This window comes from Mesorhizobium sp. B1-1-6, from assembly GCF_006443035.1.
In the GTDB taxonomy this organism is placed as follows: domain Bacteria; phylum Pseudomonadota; class Alphaproteobacteria; order Rhizobiales; family Rhizobiaceae; genus Mesorhizobium.
Genome location: NZ_VFWR01000004.1, coordinates 168,264 through 184,432, shown reverse-complemented (window position 1 = coordinate 184,432; position 16,169 = coordinate 168,264). Strand labels below are relative to the sequence as shown.

The 16,169-nt window shown below is 63.8% G+C and carries 18 protein-coding genes and 1 riboswitch; of the genes, 4 read left to right on the top strand and 14 right to left on the bottom strand.

Going from position 1 to position 16,169, the window contains the following annotated elements; genetic code table 11:
- Window positions 1-69 precede the first annotated feature (69 nt).
- Together FJ979_RS10070 and FJ979_RS10065 are read right to left on the bottom strand one after the other, a co-directional pair.
- Window positions 70-1,305, bottom strand: coding sequence for a class I SAM-dependent RNA methyltransferase (locus tag FJ979_RS10070; RefSeq protein WP_140580779.1), 1,236 nt, complete (start codon window positions 1,303-1,305; stop codon window positions 70-72).
- Window positions 1,302-2,066 carry a TlyA family RNA methyltransferase gene (locus FJ979_RS10065; protein WP_140580777.1) on the bottom strand — a complete coding sequence of 255 codons (765 nt, stop codon included), beginning with the start codon at window positions 2,064-2,066 and terminating at the stop codon, window positions 1,302-1,304. Before FJ979_RS10065 ends, FJ979_RS10070 begins: the two co-directional genes overlap by 4 nt.
- Before the next feature lie 175 nt (window positions 2,067-2,241).
- Here FJ979_RS10065 and FJ979_RS10060 point away from each other — a divergent pair, with 175 nt between their 5' ends.
- Window positions 2,242-2,637, top strand: a complete 396-nt coding sequence (locus tag FJ979_RS10060; protein ID WP_140580775.1) for a GFA family protein — start codon at window positions 2,242-2,244, stop codon at window positions 2,635-2,637.
- Between the two features lie 25 nt (window positions 2,638-2,662).
- Here FJ979_RS10060 and FJ979_RS10055 read toward each other — a convergent pair whose 3' ends face one another.
- From FJ979_RS10055 to FJ979_RS10030, 6 genes are all read right to left on the bottom strand, one after another.
- Window positions 2,663-2,956: a hypothetical protein gene (locus FJ979_RS10055; RefSeq protein WP_140580773.1), complete on the bottom strand. Its 294-nt coding sequence runs from the start codon at window positions 2,954-2,956 to the stop codon at window positions 2,663-2,665.
- 149 nt (window positions 2,957-3,105) lie between these two features.
- Window positions 3,106-5,043, bottom strand: coding sequence for a 1-deoxy-D-xylulose-5-phosphate synthase (dxs, locus tag FJ979_RS10050; RefSeq protein WP_181171924.1), 1,938 nt, complete (start codon window positions 5,041-5,043; stop codon window positions 3,106-3,108).
- Between the two features lie 77 nt (window positions 5,044-5,120).
- Window positions 5,121-6,041, bottom strand: coding sequence for a pirin family protein (locus FJ979_RS10045; RefSeq protein WP_140580771.1), 921 nt, complete (start codon window positions 6,039-6,041; stop codon window positions 5,121-5,123).
- Between the two features lie 40 nt (window positions 6,042-6,081).
- On the bottom strand, window positions 6,082-6,348 hold the full coding sequence (locus FJ979_RS10040; protein ID WP_010914875.1) for a DUF2277 domain-containing protein: 267 nt from the start codon (window positions 6,346-6,348) through the stop codon (window positions 6,082-6,084).
- A 98-nt stretch (window positions 6,349-6,446) separates the two neighbouring features.
- On the bottom strand, window positions 6,447-6,698 hold the full coding sequence (locus FJ979_RS10035) for an exodeoxyribonuclease VII small subunit (protein ID WP_140498064.1): 252 nt from the start codon (window positions 6,696-6,698) through the stop codon (window positions 6,447-6,449).
- 3 nt (window positions 6,699-6,701) lie between these two features.
- Window positions 6,702-7,628 carry a histone deacetylase family protein gene (locus tag FJ979_RS10030; protein ID WP_140580769.1) on the bottom strand — a complete coding sequence of 309 codons (927 nt, stop codon included), beginning with the start codon at window positions 7,626-7,628 and terminating at the stop codon, window positions 6,702-6,704.
- Between the two features lie 121 nt (window positions 7,629-7,749).
- Window positions 7,750-7,930: riboswitch (cobalamin riboswitch) on the top strand.
- A 48-nt stretch (window positions 7,931-7,978) separates the two neighbouring features.
- On the opposite strand from FJ979_RS10030, the gene bluB reads away from it, so the two are divergent.
- Entirely contained in the window at window positions 7,979-8,731 is a 753-nt protein-coding gene (bluB, locus tag FJ979_RS10025) for a 5,6-dimethylbenzimidazole synthase (protein ID WP_140520811.1), read from the top strand.
- A gap of 45 nt (window positions 8,732-8,776) precedes the next feature.
- Here bluB and FJ979_RS10020 read toward each other — a convergent pair whose 3' ends face one another.
- A complete protein-coding gene (locus tag FJ979_RS10020) occupies window positions 8,777-9,382 on the bottom strand; it encodes a TetR/AcrR family transcriptional regulator (protein WP_140498058.1) in 606 nt (201 codons plus the stop codon).
- A gap of 120 nt (window positions 9,383-9,502) precedes the next feature.
- Between FJ979_RS10020 and FJ979_RS10015 the strand changes: the two genes are divergently transcribed.
- Window positions 9,503-10,726: an MFS transporter gene (locus FJ979_RS10015; RefSeq protein ID WP_140558209.1), complete on the top strand. Its 1,224-nt coding sequence runs from the start codon at window positions 9,503-9,505 to the stop codon at window positions 10,724-10,726.
- A gap of 50 nt (window positions 10,727-10,776) precedes the next feature.
- Here FJ979_RS10015 and ribB read toward each other — a convergent pair whose 3' ends face one another.
- Together ribB and aroC are read right to left on the bottom strand one after the other, a co-directional pair.
- On the bottom strand, window positions 10,777-11,877 hold the full coding sequence (gene ribB / locus FJ979_RS10010) for a 3,4-dihydroxy-2-butanone-4-phosphate synthase (protein ID WP_140514808.1): 1,101 nt from the start codon (window positions 11,875-11,877) through the stop codon (window positions 10,777-10,779).
- An 88-nt stretch (window positions 11,878-11,965) separates the two neighbouring features.
- On the bottom strand, window positions 11,966-13,066 hold the full coding sequence (gene aroC, locus FJ979_RS10005) for a chorismate synthase (protein ID WP_140558211.1): 1,101 nt from the start codon (window positions 13,064-13,066) through the stop codon (window positions 11,966-11,968).
- Window positions 13,067-13,248: 182 nt separating this feature from the next.
- Between aroC and FJ979_RS10000 the strand changes: the two genes are divergently transcribed.
- Window positions 13,249-13,509: a DUF1344 domain-containing protein gene (locus FJ979_RS10000; protein ID WP_140498049.1), complete on the top strand. Its 261-nt coding sequence runs from the start codon at window positions 13,249-13,251 to the stop codon at window positions 13,507-13,509.
- A 104-nt stretch (window positions 13,510-13,613) separates the two neighbouring features.
- Here the strand turns inward: FJ979_RS10000 and FJ979_RS09995 are convergent, their stop codons facing one another.
- The 3 genes from FJ979_RS09995 to FJ979_RS09985 form a co-directional block, all read right to left on the bottom strand.
- Window positions 13,614-14,201 carry a histidine phosphatase family protein gene (locus tag FJ979_RS09995; RefSeq protein WP_140498047.1) on the bottom strand — a complete coding sequence of 196 codons (588 nt, stop codon included), beginning with the start codon at window positions 14,199-14,201 and terminating at the stop codon, window positions 13,614-13,616.
- Window positions 14,202-14,252: 51 nt separating this feature from the next.
- Window positions 14,253-15,071 carry an enoyl-ACP reductase FabI gene (gene fabI, locus FJ979_RS09990; RefSeq protein ID WP_140580767.1) on the bottom strand — a complete coding sequence of 273 codons (819 nt, stop codon included), beginning with the start codon at window positions 15,069-15,071 and terminating at the stop codon, window positions 14,253-14,255.
- A 105-nt stretch (window positions 15,072-15,176) separates the two neighbouring features.
- Complete coding sequence (locus FJ979_RS09985) at window positions 15,177-16,124, bottom strand: DnaJ C-terminal domain-containing protein (RefSeq protein WP_140580765.1); 948 nt, start codon at window positions 16,122-16,124, stop codon at window positions 15,177-15,179.
- Window positions 16,125-16,169 lie beyond the last annotated feature (45 nt).

Here is a 16,169-nt window from a genome sequence, read left to right as displayed (position 1 = left end):
GATAAACCTGGCTGGGATTTCGGGGCAGACTGCATGACGCTGCCGGTCTCGCTGAGCAGGGCTAAGCGCCTAGCGTCTTTTCCGCGGCTTCTCCAGCAAGGCAACAGCCTCGACATGGGGCGACCACAGAAACTGATCGATCGGCGTCACGCTTTTCACCGCGTAGCCGCCGTCGATGAGGATGCGCAAATCCCGCGCGAGCGTCACCGGGTTGCAGGAGACCGCGGCAACGAATGGAACATCCGAGCGGGCGATCTGCTTCGACTGATCCTCCGCGCCCGCGCGGGGCGGATCGAAGACAACGCCATCAAAGGCGTTTAACTCCTTGAACGTCAGCGGACGGCGGAACAGGTCTCGGCGCTCGCCGGTCACGCGTTTCAGGCCGGTGGCGAAGCGTGAACCCCGATCGAGCGCCGAAAGTGCGGCCGCATCGCCCTCCACCGCATGCACTTCCGATCTCGCGGCCAACCGCAGGGCGAAGCTGCCGCAGCCGGCGAAGAGATCGGCAATTTTTTTGGCACGTTTCAGATGTCCGCCGACGATATCGGCCATGGTCCGTTCGGCTGCCTCCGTCGCCTGCAGGAAGGCGCCCGGCGGCACCGCGACGGCAACGCTGCCGAACATGACGACAGGCTTCTTCGGCTCGATGATGATCTCGTCATCGATGGACAGTCTGGCAAGGCCCTGCGCAATGACAAAATTGGCGGCGATGCGGCGCTGGTTTTCGCCGAGCTTGCCCGATTCATGCACCGCCACGTCGAGGCCGGAACCCGTCACTGTGACCGCCATGCGAAACGATTTCGGGGTGGCGCAGATCAATTCGGCGAGTGCCCTCAAGCTGTCGAGCGCGTTGACGATCCCAGGCAGCGAGATCGGGCATTCGGAGATGGAAATGATTTCCGGCGACAGATGGCGATTGAAGCCGAGCAGCATGCCTGTTTCGGTGCGCCTGGCGGCGAGCACGACGCGGCGGCGCGTGTGCGGCGCGCAGGCGACCAGACCGCCTATTTCGCAATCGATGCCTCTCAGCGCATGCACGACCTTCTCGCGCTTCCACTGCTGATAGGCTTGCGCCTCCAAATGCTGGAGGGCGCAGCCGCCGCACTCGCCGAAATGGCGGCAGGCGGGTTCGATGCGCAGGGGCGAGGCCTCGATCAGCGCCATCAGCGTGGCGCGATCCCTTTCACGCGCCGCGGTGACGACCTCGCCTGGCAGCGTGAAAGGAATGAACAGATCGCCGCTTTCGGTGTCGGCGATGCCATCCCCCTGGGCGCCAAGCTTTTTGATGGTGAAGCGTGCACTCATCGGTCCTTGACCCCACCAAGCAGGAATTCGCGATTGCCGTCACCGCCCTCGATTGGCGACAGATGCAAGCCGAGCGAGCGCCAGCCGGGCACGGCATCCAGCCAATCCTGCAGCAAGCCGGCGACACGGGCGGCATGATAGGGGTCTTTCAGCAGGCCGCCCTTGCCGATCGCCTCGCGACCCGCCTCGAACTGCGGCTTGACCAGAAACATCGCTGCGGCACCGGGCTTGGCGATGGCAAGCGCAGGCGGCAGGGCCAGTTTCAGTGAAATGAAACTGACGTCGGAGACTATGAAGTCCGGACTGCGGCCGCCAAGATCGGCGGTTGAGAGATCGCGGGCGTTCAGCCCCTCGATGACCGTCACGCGCGCGTCCTTGCCGATATCAGCATGCATCTGTCCGTGACCGACATCGATCGCCGTGACATGGGTCGCGCCGCGTTCGAGCAGGACCTGGGTGAATCCGCCGGTCGAGGCGCCGATGTCGAGCGCCTCACAGCCGGCCGGATCGAGGCCGAAATGGTCGAGCCCGGCGATCAGCTTCAGCGCCGCGCGTGAGACATAGCCTTGGGCCGGGTCATCAACGGCGATGACACATTCCGGTTGCACGGCCTGGCCAGGCTTTCGGGCAATAGCGCCGTCCACCGTTACCGTGCCGCGCTCGACCGCGTCGCGGGCACGCGAGCGGCTGGCAAACAGGCCGCGCTGGACGAGCAGATCGTCGAGCCGCTGGCGCGTGCTGGCTGGCGGGGGAAAATTCATCGGTCTTCCTTGGCGAAAGCCGGCGGCGAAGGCAAGGAGATTGGAGCAGGAGAAGCAACATCGCCGCAGGGCAGCGACCGCAGAGAGCCGCTCGCGGCCAGTCGCACATCGCATCAGGTCGGCCACGATGATAAGGAAGAAACGCCGTTTTGCTGCCGAAGGCGAAGGAGGACGGATGCTGACGGGAAGCTGTCATTGCGGTGCGGCCCACTGGACCTTGAAGGGCGATCCCGGGCCGATCACCGCTTGCAACTGCACGCTGTGCCGACGTTACGGCACGCTCTGGGCCTACGACTTTGTCGATGAACGTATCCGCGTCGTGGGGCCGATAAAAAGCTATAAACGTGCCGGCAAGGCCGAACCCACGCTCGAGATCCTGTTCTGCCCGACATGTGCGTGCGTGCTTGCCTGGCGCGGTTTGCGCCCAGCCGGCCGCACGCGGATCGCCGTCAATGTAAGGCTTGCGCCGCCGGAAGCCGTGGCCGACCTGCCGATCGACCATTTCGACGGTCTCGAGACCTACGACGATCTGCCGCGCGATGGCCGCTGCGTGCGCGACATGTGGTTTTGATTTGGGTGGTTTGATTTGGGCGAGATCAGAAGATGGTGCGGGGAGCCTGCCGTTCGACGGCGGGAGACAGGCCGTCATCCCGATCGCGGGCAACTTCCCTGCGCGGGCGCTCGACTGGCGCGGCGGATGCCGATGCGGCGTCCGGCGGGACAACAAGCTGCGGCAGCTGCTTGTAGGAGAAGCCGCCCCTGATATGCCCCATCCTGCTGGCGACTATATCCACGGCCGCCTTCTCGAGATTGCGGTCGTAGCGCGTTCCGGCGATGGCCGGCGCTGCGATGGCGGTCAGGATCGCCACACCGCACAGAAGCGTCTTCACTTTTGTTGTCTCCCTGCCTGGCCAGAACCTAGCAGCGTGCCGTTGAAAAACGGGCAAGAGACACGGTAAGCAAAACGCCAAACAGCAATGTCAACAATGCGTTACGACATCGAGCCGGCAAACCGATTCAAAACGCTTGATGTGTCGAGTCAGGCGCGCTGGGCGTGGGCCGCCTGCCCGAGGGCGGTGAAAACCGTATGGACGATGCCGGCGGCATCGAGACCGGCATCGGCATACATCTTTTCCGGCTTGGCGTGGTCGGCAAACACGTCCGGCAGCACAAGCGGGCGCACTTTCAGGCCGCTTTCCAGCAGGCCCTCATGGGCGAGGAACTGCAAAACGTGACTGGCGAAGCCGCCGATGGCGCCCTCCTCCACCGTGACCAGAACCTCGTGCGAGCGGGCCAGCCGCCGGATCAGATCCTCGTCGAGCGGCTTCGCGAAGCGCGCATCGGCGACGGTGGTCGAAAGCCCGGACGCGCCCAGTTCCTCGGCCGCGATCAGGCAATCCTGCAAGCGCGTGCCGAAGGAGAGGAGTGCCACCTTGCCGCCTTCCCTGATGATGCGGCCCTTGCCGATTTCGAGCACCGAGCCGCGATCGGGCATGTCGACGCCGACGCCATTGCCGCGCGGATAGCGGAAGGCGATCGGGCCGTCATCGTAGGTTGCCGCGGTGCGCACCATGTGGCGCAGTTCCGCCTCGTCGGCCGCCGCCATGACGACGAAGCCCGGCAGGGAGGCCAGGAAGGTGGTGTCGAAGGCGCCGCAATGGGTGGCGCCGTCGGCTCCGACGAAGCCGGCGCGATCGATGGGGAAGCGCACCGGCAATTTCTGGATCGCCACGTCGTGCACGACCTGATCGTAGGCACGTTGCAAGAAGGTCGAATAGATCGCCGCGAACGGCTTGTAGCCTTCGGTCGCGAGGCCGGCCGCGAACGTCACCGCATGCTGTTCGGCGATGCCGACGTCGAAGGTCCTGGCCGGAAACACTTCGCCGAACAGGTCAAGCCCGGTGCCGCCCGGCATGGCGGCGGTGACGGCGACGATGCGCTCGTCCTCCTGGGCCTCCCGGATCAGGCTTTCGGCGAACACCTTGGTATAGGCCGGCGCGTTGGCCGGGGCCTTGGCCTGAGCGCCGGTGATGACGTCGAACTTGTTGACGCCGTGATATTTGTCGGCCGCGGCCTCGGCCGGCGCGTAGCCCTTGCCCTTCTGGGTGACGACATGGATCAGCACGGGGCCCTTGCCATTGTCACGAACATTTTTCAGCACCGGGATCAGATGGTCCAGATTGTGGCCGTCGATCGGACCGATATGGTAGAAGCCGAGCTCCTCGAACAGCGTGCCGCCGGTGACGTAGCCGCGCGCATGCTCGACCGCCCTGGTGATGGCACGGTCGGCACGCTTGCCAAGATACGAGGTCAGTTTCTTGCCGAAGTCGCGCAGGCCGACATAGGCCTTGCCAGAGGCCAGGCGCGCCAGATAGGCGCTCATGGCGCCGGTCGGCGGGGCGATCGACATGTCGTTGTCGTTGAGGATGACGATCAAGCGGGCATCGAGCGCGCCGGCGTTGTTCATCGCCTCGTAGGCCATGCCGGCCGACATGGCGCCGTCGCCGATGACAGCGATGACATTGTTGCGGCCGCCGGCAAGATCGCGGGCCGCCGCCATGCCGAGGCCGGCCGATATCGACGTCGAGGAGTGGGCGGCGCCAAACGGATCGTATTCGCTCTCGGTGCGGCGGGTGAAGCCGGAGAGGCCGCCCTCCTGCCGCAGGGTGCGGATGCGATCGCGGCGCCCGGTCAGGATCTTGTGCGGATAGGCCTGGTGGCCGACATCCCAGATCAACCGGTCATCGGGGGTATTGAAGACATAGTGCAGCGCCACGGTCAGTTCGACCACGCCAAGCCCGGCGCCGAGATGACCGCCGGTGCTCGACACCGCGTCGATCAGTTCGAGGCGAAGCTCTGATGCCAGTTGCGGCAATTCGCTTTCGGAAAGCGTGCGCAGCTCGGCCGGGATACGGACCTTGTCGAGAAGCGGCGTATGCGGCGTTGCGTTCACGGGTAGGCCCAAGCTTCTGTTCATGCGCGGGATAGGCCGCCGGCAGGCGAAAGTAAATGCCTGCCAAATGACGCGAAAGGCACGCCCCGTCGTCGACTTCCTCAGCCTTCCGGCAGTGGAATGAACTCTTCCTCATCGCCGGGAACGATGTCGAAGCGGCCGGTCTTCCATTCTTGCTTGGCCTGTTCGATGCGCTCCTTGGAGGACGAGACAAAATTCCACCAGATGTAGCGCTTCGAGCCCAGCGAGGCACCGCCGAAAAGCATGAAATGGGCACCAGCCTGTGAGGATACGACGATCTCGTCGCCGGGCCGGAACACCAGAAGCCGTTCCGCCGGAAACACGTCGCCGGAAATCGAGACCTCGCCTTCCAGCGTATAGATGGCGCGTTCTTCCGCGTCGGCAGGGATTTTCACGCTGGCGCCGGGCGCCAGCCTGAGGTCGGCGTAGAGCGTCTCGGAATCGGCCCGCACCGGGGAACGCAGCCCCTGGAAATCGCCTATGACGATGCGGCCACTGACGCCTTCCGCGTCGATGTCGGGAAGCCGCGCGACAGCGGTGTTTTCGAAAACCGGCGCCACTTCCTCCTTGCCGTCCGGCAGCGCCAACCATGTCTGCAGCCCCGAGATCGACATCGGCGCGCCGCGCAGTTCTTCCGGCGTGCGCTCCGAATGGACGATGCCGCGGCCGGCGGTCATCAGGTTCACGTCACCCGGCTCGATCACCATCTCGGTGCCGAGCGAATCGCGATGCCTGATCCTGCCGTCGAACAGGTAGGTGACCGTCGACGGGCCGATATGAGGATGCGGCCGGACATCGAGCGCCTGACCGGCACGAAGGATGGCCGGGCCCATGCGGTCGAAGAAGATGAAGGGACCGACCAGCCGCCTTTTGGCGGTCGGCAAGGCGCGGCGAACCTGAAAACCGCCAATGTCCTTGGCGTTCGGAATGACCATCAATTCGATCTGGTCGCTGGCAAAGGCATCGCCGGCTTCAGGGTCCTTCCCGGGAAAGAAGCTCATGAACTCTCCTTGTCAGCGGCCGATGGCTGCTTTGGCCAGATCAGGCAAAGCGGATCGCCGCCTTCGCCCGCAGCTTGGCCGCAACCTCCTCGCGATTGCGCGGATGCTGGTTGGTTTCAAGCGAATCGAGAAGCTCGCGCGCCGACGCCGCGATGGCCTCGACGGCATGGTCGAATGCGTGCTGGTTCTGCTTCGAAGGCCGCGTCGTTCCGCTCAGCTTGCGAACGAATTGAAGGGCTGCATCGCGCACCTCGTCGTTGGTCGCCGGCGGATCAAAATTGAACAGGGTCTTGATGTTTCTGCACATCGCTTCCGTATCTCCTCTTGTCCTGGAGCCGTTTCAATCGGGACGCGTTCTATCCTCAATCATGATCGTGTCAAAAACCAGAGAGACGGCTGCGTGCCTCAATCCGCGTCCAGCGGCTCCGTCCCGACCGGCTTGCCGTCGCGGGACAGCCTGATCTTCTCCACCTTGTCCTCGGCCGCCTTGAGCAGCCGGTCGCAATGCACCTTCAGCGCCTCGCCGCGCTCGTAGATCCTGATCGACTGGTCGAGCGGCACATCGCCACGCTCCAGATCATCGACGATCTTCTCCAGCGCGTCGAGAGCCTGTTCGAAGCTCATCGCCTTGACGTCTTCGTTGGTTTCACCAGCCATCATTCATCCTTTCATCAGTCGCCCGACATGGGCGGCGACCGAAAATGCCAATCCTTGCAGATCGTAGCCGCCCTCGAGCAGGCTGACGAGCCGGTTGCCGCTGTGGCGCGCCGCGCGCTGCATGAGTTGGCCGGTCGCCCAGTCGAAATCATCCTCGGTCAGGTTGATCTCGGCCAGCGGATCGCGATGATGCGCGTCGAAGCCGGCCGAAATGATGATCAGGTCGGGTGCAAAATTGTCGAGCGAGGGCAGCACGCGCGACAGGAAGGCATCGCGGAACGCCTCGCTGCCGGTCTGCGGCGCAAGCGGCGCGTTGACGATGTTGCCGGCGCCGGTTTCGTTCTTTGCTCCGGTGCCGGGGTAGAGCGGCATCTGGTGCGTCGAGCAATAAAGCACGGACGGATCGTCCCAGAAAACATCCTGCGTGCCGTTGCCGTGATGCACGTCCCAGTCGACGATGGCGACGCGTTCGATATCGTGTTTGCGCTGTGCATAACGTGCGGCGATGGCCGCCGTGTTGAACAGGCAGAAGCCCATCGCCGTCGCTTTCTCCGCATGATGGCCGGGCGGCCGGGCGGCGACGAAAACGTTGTCTGCCCTGCCGGCAAAGACGTCGTCGACGGCGGCGTTGGCGGCTCCGATCGCGGTGATCGCCGCCTGCCAGCTCTTCGGGCTGGCCATTGTGTCGGCATCGATGCGGGCGATGCCCGTCTCGGGAATGGCGGCGCGTACCCGCTCGACGAAATCCTCGGGATGCGCGTAGAGAATGGTGGCCTCATCGCCTTGTGGCGCCTCGAGGCGGTCGAGCGCGGCAAAAGCCTCGTCGTCGAGCACGCGCTCAATGGCGCGCAAGCGGTCCGGCCGCTCCGGATGGCCGGGTGGCGTGATGTGCTCGAGGAAGATCGGATGGGTGTAGAGACGAGTGGCCATGCTCCCTATCTAGTGCCCTGGCGCGGCGATGGCCATGCGTTGCGGCCTGATGGTTGGGGAAAATCGCGCTTGCGTCCGTTCGCGTCGCCACGGGGATTGGCGGCGCAGGGCCTTCGTCGTAAAGTCCCGGCCACTGCCTGGTGCCCGCCGCGAGCGGGAGAATCGGGAACACGGTTTGATACCGTGGCGTGCCCAACGCTGTAAGGGGGACCGCGCCGGTAAATGCCACTGTCGATGACGGGAAGGCGCCGGATGCGGGTTGATCCCGAGCCAGAAGACCGGCCTGGCAGGCATCGTCATCCGCATGGTCAGGCGGACGGCAGTTGATTGCAATCGCAAGGGGACAAGCGATGCCGGACAATATGACCATCCCCGTGGGTGACGGATTCGACCAGATGGCGCGCGATGCGGTCTACCGCGCCATGTTCACGCGGCGCGATGTTCGCAGCCATTTTACATCAGAGGCCGTCGACGACGAGGTCTTGGCGCGGCTGCTGCTTGCCGCCCATCACGCGCCATCGGTCGGCTTCATGCAGCCATGGAATTTCATCGTCATTCGTGGCACCGAACGACGGGAACAGGTGCGCGACCTGTTCCTCGCGGCGCGCGAGCAGGAATTGCCGGCGATCGAGGAAGAGCGGCGGGCGCTCTACCGCAAGCTCAAGCTGGAAGGCATCTGCGAAAGCGCGCTCAATATCTGTATCACCTGCGACCGCCGACGCTCACAGGGTTCGCCGCTGGGACGCTGGCACAATCCCGAGATGGATCTCTACAGCACGGTCTGCGCGGTGCAGAATTTCTGGCTGGCGGCGCGCGCCGAAGGCGTCGGCGTTGGCTGGGTCAGCATTATCGAGGCGCAGGCGTTGAAAGGCCTTCTGTCGATTCCCGAGCATGTGACGCCGGTGGCCTATCTCTGTGTCGGCCGTGTCTCGGAGTTCGCGCCGAAACCGGACCTCGAAACACATGGCTGGGGGCGGCGGCTGCCGCTGCCCGAGCTGATCATGAGCGAGACGTTTTGCGGACAGGGCGAAGTTCCGCTCAAATCAACGATCGCACGCCTCAAGGCGGCAACATGCGAAAAGTCTGACAAACCATTGATTTGATTGCCGATACGGCATGCGCAGCGCGCTGCCGGCGGCCTGCCGTCGTCAGGCGGCTCCGGCATCCTTCCTCAACAATCCTTCGAGCAGTTGCTTGAATGCCGCCACCACGGTCTTCGACGTCGCTTCCGGGTCGTTCGAATTGGCGATCCGCTGCGCCGCCTGGCTGCTCGCCCCGTTGATCAGCCGTGCCGCGGTCTCGGGGTCTACGCCCGGGACAACTACCCCGTCGCCCTGCAGCGTCGTCAGGTGATCGGTCATCGACGCGACGCAGGCATTGGCGTTCGGCCATTGCGCGGGATCCCCCAGCACGGCCGGACCGTCCCGAAACATGATGCGCTGGATTTCCGGCTCCAGCGCCATTTCGATGTAGCTCGTGCATTCGTCGACGAAGCTTTGCCAGCGAGTCGGTGCTTTCGCTGCAACCTCATTCACCCGTGCCGCCATCTCGGCGTCTATCTCGGCGATAACCGCCTGCAAAAGCCCCTTCTTGTCCCCGAAATGATGATAGAGCGCACCGCGCGTCAGCCCGGCCGATGCGGTGAAATCATCCATCGATGCCTCGGCATAACCGATCGTTCCGAACGCATGCCGGGCTGCGGCAATCAATTTGGCGCGCGTTTCGGCGATCATTTCCCTGCGGGGCTTGTGCATCTCTTCTGGCCTTATCCACATACGTCACGTATGCCAATTGACATACGCGACGTATGATCTATTTAGTGTTCATACGCATCGTATGTAATTTCCGAATCGCCTTTTGTCGAGGAACGGACCATGCAGAACCCCTATTCCGAGATCTTTCGAGCCCCTGGCGCCAAGGGCTTTGCCGCTGCAGGCTTCATGGCGCGCCTGCCGATCGCCATGGCGCCGATCGGCATCGTGGCGATGCTGTCGCAGACGCGTGGCGAATACTGGCTGGCGGGTGCCGTCTCGGCGACATTCGCGCTGGCCAACGCTTTCCTGGCGCCGCAGATCTCCAGGCTGGTCGACCGCCTCGGCCAGACATGGATCGTCGTGCCCACCACCATCATCTCCGTGCTGGCATTCCTGCTGCTGATTGCGTCGGCCAACCAGGATTGGCCGGTATGGACAATGTTCGTGTCGGCGCTGCTGGCAGCGGCCATGCCCAGCATGCCGGCAATGGTGCGCGCGCGCTGGACCGAGCTTTTTCGCGGCCGGCCGGAGATGAACACCGCCTTCGCCTTCGAATCGGCGGCCGACGAACTGGTCTATATCGCCGGCGCGGCGCTGTCGGTGGGCCTCAGTGCGGCGCTGTTTCCGGAAGCAGGCATGCTGGCGAGCACGTTGTTTCTCGCTTTGGGCTCGATAGCATTCATCCTGCAGCGATCGACCGAGCCGAAAGTGCGGCCGGTGGACCATGGTTCGACTGGCTCGGCAATCCGCCTGCGGCCGGTACAGATCATCACCTTCACCCTGATCTTCATCGGCGCGACCTTCGCGACGACGGAAGTGAGCACCGTGGCGATCACCAAGGAGTTCGGCCAAGCCGGTGCCGCAAGCCTGGTGATCGGCGTCTATGCGCTGGGATCGTTCGTGTTGGGCATCGTGGTCGGCGCGCTCAACCTCAAGACGCCGCTACAGCGCCAGCTGACCGTCGCGGTCGCCATCATCGCAGTCAGCACGATTTTGCCGCTCACCGCCGACAGCGTGCCGATTTTGGCGCTGACCGTCTTCATCAGCGGCGTGGCGATCTCGCCGACTTTCATCACGGCATTCGGCCTGATCGAACGGCATGTGCCGGAAGCGATGCTGACCGAGGGCATTACCTGGGTGACAACGGGAATCGGCATCGGCATGGCGCTGGGCTCTTTCGCCGCCGGCGCGGTGGTGGATGCGTTCGGCGCCCAGAACGGGTTCTGGGTCTCGGTGGTCGCGGGCGGCATCGCGCTGGTCACGGTGCTGCTCGGCCAGCGCAGTCTTGCCACTCACAAATGCGAGTTGGATGGGTGTGAAGCGGCCGTCGCTGCCGCGGAATGAACCATGACGCGTCCGGTTCAGCGGATCGGACGCTATTGCCGCCGTCGAACCTAGAGAATCTCGGTCTTGGCGATGTGGATGCCAAAACCTTCGAGGCCGACATAGTGGCGCTCGCGCGAGGCGATCAAATTGATCGAGGAAATGCCGAGATCCTTCAGGATCTGAGCACCGAGCCCGATCTCGCGCCATTCATTCTCGCGGCGGCGCGCCTCTTCGTGGTCCTCCCGGTCGCCGCTCGCCGGCCGGTTGCGCTCCTGGTGGGCGACACCGACCGAGCCCTCGCGCAGATAGACGATGACGCCGCGCTTGCGCTCGCCCATCGCCTTCATGATGGCGTCCAGCCGGTGGCTGGTGCCGAAGACGTCGGTCACCACGTCCTCGGAGTGCAGACGCACAGGCACCTCTTCTCCGTCGCGGATGTCGCCGAAGACGACGGCGACATGGTGCATGGAATCCCAGGGCAGCGTGTAGGTGAAGACCTGCGCCTTGCCGCCGAGCGTGTCGATCTCGGAGCACGCCACGCGTTCGACCAGCGTTTCCTTGCGTTGCCGGTAAGCAATGAGGTCGGCGACAGAAACCTGCTTGAGGCCGTGCTCCTCGGCAAAAGCCGCGACCTGCGGGCCGCGCTTGACGGTGCCGTCATCATTGACCAGTTCCGAGATCACGCCGATCGGCGGCAGGCCGGCGAGCTTGCACAGATCGACGGCCGCCTCGGTATGGCCCGAACGCATCAGCACGCCGCCTTCGCGCGCGATGAGCGGGAAGATGTGGCCGGGGCGGACGAAATCGGAGGCGCCGACATTGCCGTTGGCGAGATTGCGCACGGTCAGCGTGCGGTCGTCAGCTGAAATGCCAGTCGTGGTGCCGTGCTTGAAATCGACGCTAACCGTGAAGGCGGTGGTGTGCGCCGAATCATTGTCGGCGACCATCGGCGCAAGGTTGAGGCGCTTGGCCTCCTCGCGCGGCATCGGCGTGCAGACGATGCCCGAAGTGTTGCGCACGATGAAGGCCATCTTTTCCGGCGTGCAATGGACGGCGGCGACGATCAGGTCGCCCTCGTTCTCGCGCCCGTCATCATCCATGACGACGACGATCTCGCCGCGCTCGAAGGCCCGGATTGCTTCGACGATCTTCTTCTGGTCGTAAGACATGGAATGCTCGCTTCGCTCGCAGGGAATAGGGAGTAGGCAATAAGGCAGTAGGGGAAAGGAAAAAAGCCTACTGCCTATTCCCTATTGCCTACTCCCTTCCGGTCTGTCCTCGGTGCCGCAGATAATGGTCGGCGATTGCGCAGGCAACCATCGCCTCGCCGATCGGTACGGCGCGAATGCCCACACACGGATCATGGCGACCCTTGGTCATCACTTCGACGTCGTTGCCGTCCTTGTCGATCGACTTCCGGGGCGTCAGGATTGAAGACGTCGGCTTGACGGCGAAGCGGGCGATGATCGCCTGGCCGGTCGAGATGCCGCCAAGGATGCCGCCGGCATTGTTGGACAGGAACACCGGCTGGCCGTCATTGCCGATGCGCATCTCGTCGGCATTCTGTTCGCCGGTGATGCGGGCGGCCTCGAAGCCGTTGCCGATCTCGACGCCCTTGACGGCGTTGATCGACATCAGGCCTGACGCGATATCCTGGTCGAGCTTTGCGTAGATCGGCGCGCCGAGGCCGGCCGGAACGCCGTCGGCGACGATCTCGATCACGGCGCCGACGGAGGAACCCGCCTTGCGGATGCCGTCGAGATAGCTCGTGAAAACGGGAACGGACGCCGGATCCGGCGTGAAGAACGGATTGTCCGCGTCGCCAATGAAATTCCAGTTCCAGTTGGCGCGGTCGATCGACTTCTCGCCCATCGATACCAGTGCACCGCGCACCACCATGCCCGGCACGACCTTGCGGGCGAGGGCTCCGGCAGCGACCCGAGCCGCGGTCTCGCGCGCCGAGGATCGGCCGCCGCCGCGATAGTCGCGCACGCCGTATTTGACGTCATAGGTGTAGTCCGCATGGCCCGGCCTGTACTGGCGGGCGATCTCTCCATAGTCCTTCGAGCGCTGGTCGACATTCTCGATCAGCATGGAGATCGGCGTACCTGTCGTGATCATCGTCTCGCCGTCATCGTCAAGGATGAAGCCCGACAGCACCTTCACTTCGTCAGGCTCACGGCGTTGCGTGACGAAGCGCGACTGGCCGGGCCGGCGCTTGTCGAGTTCGGCCTGGATTTCGTCACGCGTGAAGCGGATGCCGGGTGGGCAGCCGTCGACCACGCAGCCCAATGCGGCCCCATGGCTTTCGCCCCAGGTGGTGACGCGGAAAAGATGGCCGAACGTGTTGTGAGACATCGCAAAGTGCCCTGCCCGGCATCGGAGCCGACTGAAGCCTGCCTTCTATTGGCGTTTTCCACAGGGGTCAAACCGTGATCTTCGGATTTAGTTTTGACACATTCGATTGGTTTCTGCTCTGCTCCATTCGCCGTTGAGGATCCGCCGCTACCCATGCCGGCGCAATACCAAAGAGGACGATGATGCGTACCCTGATTGGCGCTGTTGCCGCCACATTCCTGCTTTGCACCGCCGCTTTCGCCGGGCAGACCGAAGGCCTGATCAAGAAGATCGACAAGGACGCGCTGACCCTGACGCTGGACGACGGCAAATCCTACAAGCTGAACGCGGAAACCGATCTCGACGCGCTGAAGCCGGGCATGGACATCGTCATCGCCTATGACGTGACCAATGGCGAAAACGTCGTCACCGATATGCAGTTGCCTGACAGCGACTCCGACTAGGCTTCCAATGCAAATCGGCTGTTCGGCGTTTGTTGAGCCGTTACAGCCGTTTTATGCACCTGCGCCGGCAGCCTGCATGAGCCTTCCTGGATCGTGCCAGGTGCCTAAAGCCACCCCAGGCTGTCGCCTTCCAGCTTGAGCACGCGGTCCTGCGGTATCGCCAGCTTCGCCGCATCGTCCTCGGCCATGTCAAGCACGAAGCGAAACAAGGTGCGCATGACGCCGCCATGCGTCACGCAGACTGTCTGGCGCTCGAGCGCGTCGAACCACGGCTTTACCCGTTCTAGCAGCATCTGGTAGCTCTCGGCATCTTTGCCCGGTGGCTGAAAGTTCCATTTGTCCAGCGCACGCGTCCTGCTCGCACCCGGAAATTGCGTCTCCAGCTCGGCAAAGGTGAAACCCTGCCAGTCGCCGAAATTCACTTCAACAAGGCGGGGATCGGTCCCGTAGGCAGCCGGGTCGAGCTTCATGGCGGCGCGAATGCGCTCCATGGTCTCGCGCGTGCGCCGCATCGGGCTGGCAACGAAATCGAACTCTGCGGGATTGGAGATCAGGTCAGCCAGCCGATGCCCGTTTGCGCTCGCCTGCTCGCGGCCGAGCGCGTTGATGTCGGTATCGGCCTGCCCCTGAAGCCGGAATTCGGCATTCCACGCGGTCTGGCCGTGGCGCACGATATAAACCAGCGGGTACATCAGGTCTTCCGGAGGTCGGGCCAGGGCCTGGGCGGAGGATAGGCGGAGGAGTTAATCCTTGACTGTCGAAATGTCAGGTGCGTCGACCGCCTTCATGCCGACGACGTGATAGCCGGAATCGACATGATGCACTTCGCCGGTGACGCCGCGCGACAGGTCGGACAGGAAATAGACGCCGGAATCGCCGACCTCTTCCTGGGTGACCGTCTGCTTCAGCGGCGAATTGTACTCGTTCCACTTCAGGATGTAGCGGAAGTCACCAATGCCGGAAGCGGCCAGCGTCTTGATCGGGCCCGCCGAGATCGCGTTGACGCGGATCTTCTTGGCGCCGAGATCGACGGCGAGGTAACGCACGCTGGCCTCGAGTGCGGCCTTGGCGACGCCCATGACGTTGTAATGCGGCATCACCTTTTCGGCGCCGTAATAGGTCAGCGTCAAAAGCGAACCGCCATCGGTCATCAGCGCCTCGGCGCGCTTGGCGATGGTGGTGAAGGAATAGACCGAAATATCCATCGTGCGCAGGAAATTATCGCGCGTCGTCTCGACATAGCGGCCGGTCAGTTCGTCCTTGTCGGAAAAAGCGATGGCATGGACGAGGAAGTCGAGCTTGCCCCAATGATTGGCGACATTTGCGAAAACGTCGTCGAGGCTCGCCGGATCGGTCACATCGCAATGGCCGGCGACAAAGGCGCCGAGTTCCGCAGCCAGTGGCTCGACCCGCTTCTTGAACGCTTCACCCTGATAGGTCAGCGCGATCTCGGCGCCGTTGTCGACGCATGCCTTGGCGATGCCGTAGGCGATCGACCTGTTGTTGGCGACGCCGAGGATCAGGCCGCGTTTGCCGGCCATCAGGCCCTGTCCACCCGCCATATGCGTGCTCTCCGCAAGATTTCTTATTTGTGGAGAGCCCTATCGCACAGGCACAGAGCCCCTTCAAGCGCTCAAACGGGACAGTTCGGGGACAAGAGCCGCCAATCAGCCTTTTTGGCTGCGCAACAGCCCTTCGAGCGCGCTGTCGCCGCCTTCTGGCAGCATGATGCGCACATGGGCGTAGAGATCACCGTGGCCGCCGGCCTTTTCCGGCAGGCCCCTGCCCTTCAGGCGCAGGACCTTGTCCGAGCTCGACCAGGCGGGAACGTTGACCGCGAGCTTGCCGGTCGGCGTTTCTACGGCCACCTTGGCGCCAAGCACGGCATCGGCCAGCCCCACCGGCAAATCGGCATGCAGGTCGCGGCCCTCCAGGCGGTAGCGCGGATGCCGGCGGAAGCGGATCTTGACCAACGCGTCGCCGGGCTGGCCCGGCCCTTGCTCGCCCTGCCCCTTCAGCCGGATGGTCTGCCCGTCCTCGACATAGGCCGGCAGCTTGACCGCCACCTTGCGGCCGTCAGGGAACATCGCCGTGACCTTTTCAGCGTTCGCCGCTTCCTCGATGGTGATGTCGAGCGTGACATTCAGGTCGGCGGCAGTTGCCGGCTGGCGGCGGTCACCCATTCCTGCCCCGCTTTGGCCGGGGCCGCGCGAGCCGGAGAAGACGTCGCCAAAAATCTGGCTGAAGATATCGCTGTTGCCGTCGAACGGATCGCCGCCCGGGCGTCCGGAGCGGAACTCGAATCGCGAACCGCCGGCTCCCTGCTGCTGGCGGCGAAAACCGGCGAAGGGGTCACCGCCACCGGGGGCGCCCTCGAAGCCCTGGAAACGCGGCTTGCCGTCGGCGTCGATCTCGCCCCGATCGAAAGCGGCGCGGGTCTTCTCGTCCCCGACGATCTCATAGGCCTGATTGGCCGCGGCAAAACGGTCCTTCGCCTTGGGATCATTCGGATTCTGGTCCGGATGATGCTTCTTGGCGAGTTTGCGGTACGCCGATTTTATGTCCTTGGCCGATGCGTTCTTTGCAACGCCCAGCACCTCATAGGGGTCGCGCATGCTTCCTGCCCTGGAGAAAGAGTGAGTCCATAGTCGCCTCTTATA

Bases quoted from the DNA above. Each gene is read 5' to 3' on its own strand.
- FJ979_RS10060 (WP_140580775.1), top strand. From the start codon at position 2,242: ATGCTGACGGGAAGCTGTCATTGCGGTGCGGCCCACTGGACCTTGAAG.
- FJ979_RS10045 (WP_140580771.1), bottom strand. From the start codon at position 6,041: ATGAGCTTCTTTCCCGGGAAGGACCCTGAAGCCGGCGATGCCTTTGCC.
- FJ979_RS10000 (WP_140498049.1), top strand. From the start codon at position 13,249: ATGCGTACCCTGATTGGCGCTGTTGCCGCCACATTCCTGCTTTGCACC.
- FJ979_RS10065 (WP_140580777.1), bottom strand. From the start codon at position 2,066: ATGAATTTTCCCCCGCCAGCCAGCACGCGCCAGCGGCTCGACGATCTG.
- FJ979_RS10015 (WP_140558209.1), top strand. From the start codon at position 9,503: ATGCAGAACCCCTATTCCGAGATCTTTCGAGCCCCTGGCGCCAAGGGC.
- FJ979_RS10020 (WP_140498058.1), bottom strand. From the start codon at position 9,382: ATGCACAAGCCCCGCAGGGAAATGATCGCCGAAACGCGCGCCAAATTG.
- FJ979_RS10035 (WP_140498064.1), bottom strand. From the start codon at position 6,698: ATGGCTGGTGAAACCAACGAAGACGTCAAGGCGATGAGCTTCGAACAG.
- fabI (WP_140580767.1), bottom strand. From the start codon at position 15,071: ATGGCGGGTGGACAGGGCCTGATGGCCGGCAAACGCGGCCTGATCCTC.
- aroC (WP_140558211.1), bottom strand. From the start codon at position 13,066: ATGTCTCACAACACGTTCGGCCATCTTTTCCGCGTCACCACCTGGGGC.
- FJ979_RS09995 (WP_140498047.1), bottom strand. From the start codon at position 14,201: ATGTACCCGCTGGTTTATATCGTGCGCCACGGCCAGACCGCGTGGAAT.
- ribB (WP_140514808.1), bottom strand. From the start codon at position 11,877: ATGTCTTACGACCAGAAGAAGATCGTCGAAGCAATCCGGGCCTTCGAG.
- bluB (WP_140520811.1), top strand. From the start codon at position 7,979: ATGCCGGACAATATGACCATCCCCGTGGGTGACGGATTCGACCAGATG.
- FJ979_RS10070 (WP_140580779.1), bottom strand. From the start codon at position 1,305: ATGAGTGCACGCTTCACCATCAAAAAGCTTGGCGCCCAGGGGGATGGC.
- FJ979_RS09985 (WP_140580765.1), bottom strand. From the start codon at position 16,124: ATGCGCGACCCCTATGAGGTGCTGGGCGTTGCAAAGAACGCATCGGCC.
- FJ979_RS10040 (WP_010914875.1), bottom strand. From the start codon at position 6,348: ATGTGCAGAAACATCAAGACCCTGTTCAATTTTGATCCGCCGGCGACC.
- dxs (WP_181171924.1), bottom strand. From the start codon at position 5,043: ATGAACAGAAGCTTGGGCCTACCCGTGAACGCAACGCCGCATACGCCG.
- FJ979_RS10030 (WP_140580769.1), bottom strand. From the start codon at position 7,628: ATGGCCACTCGTCTCTACACCCATCCGATCTTCCTCGAGCACATCACG.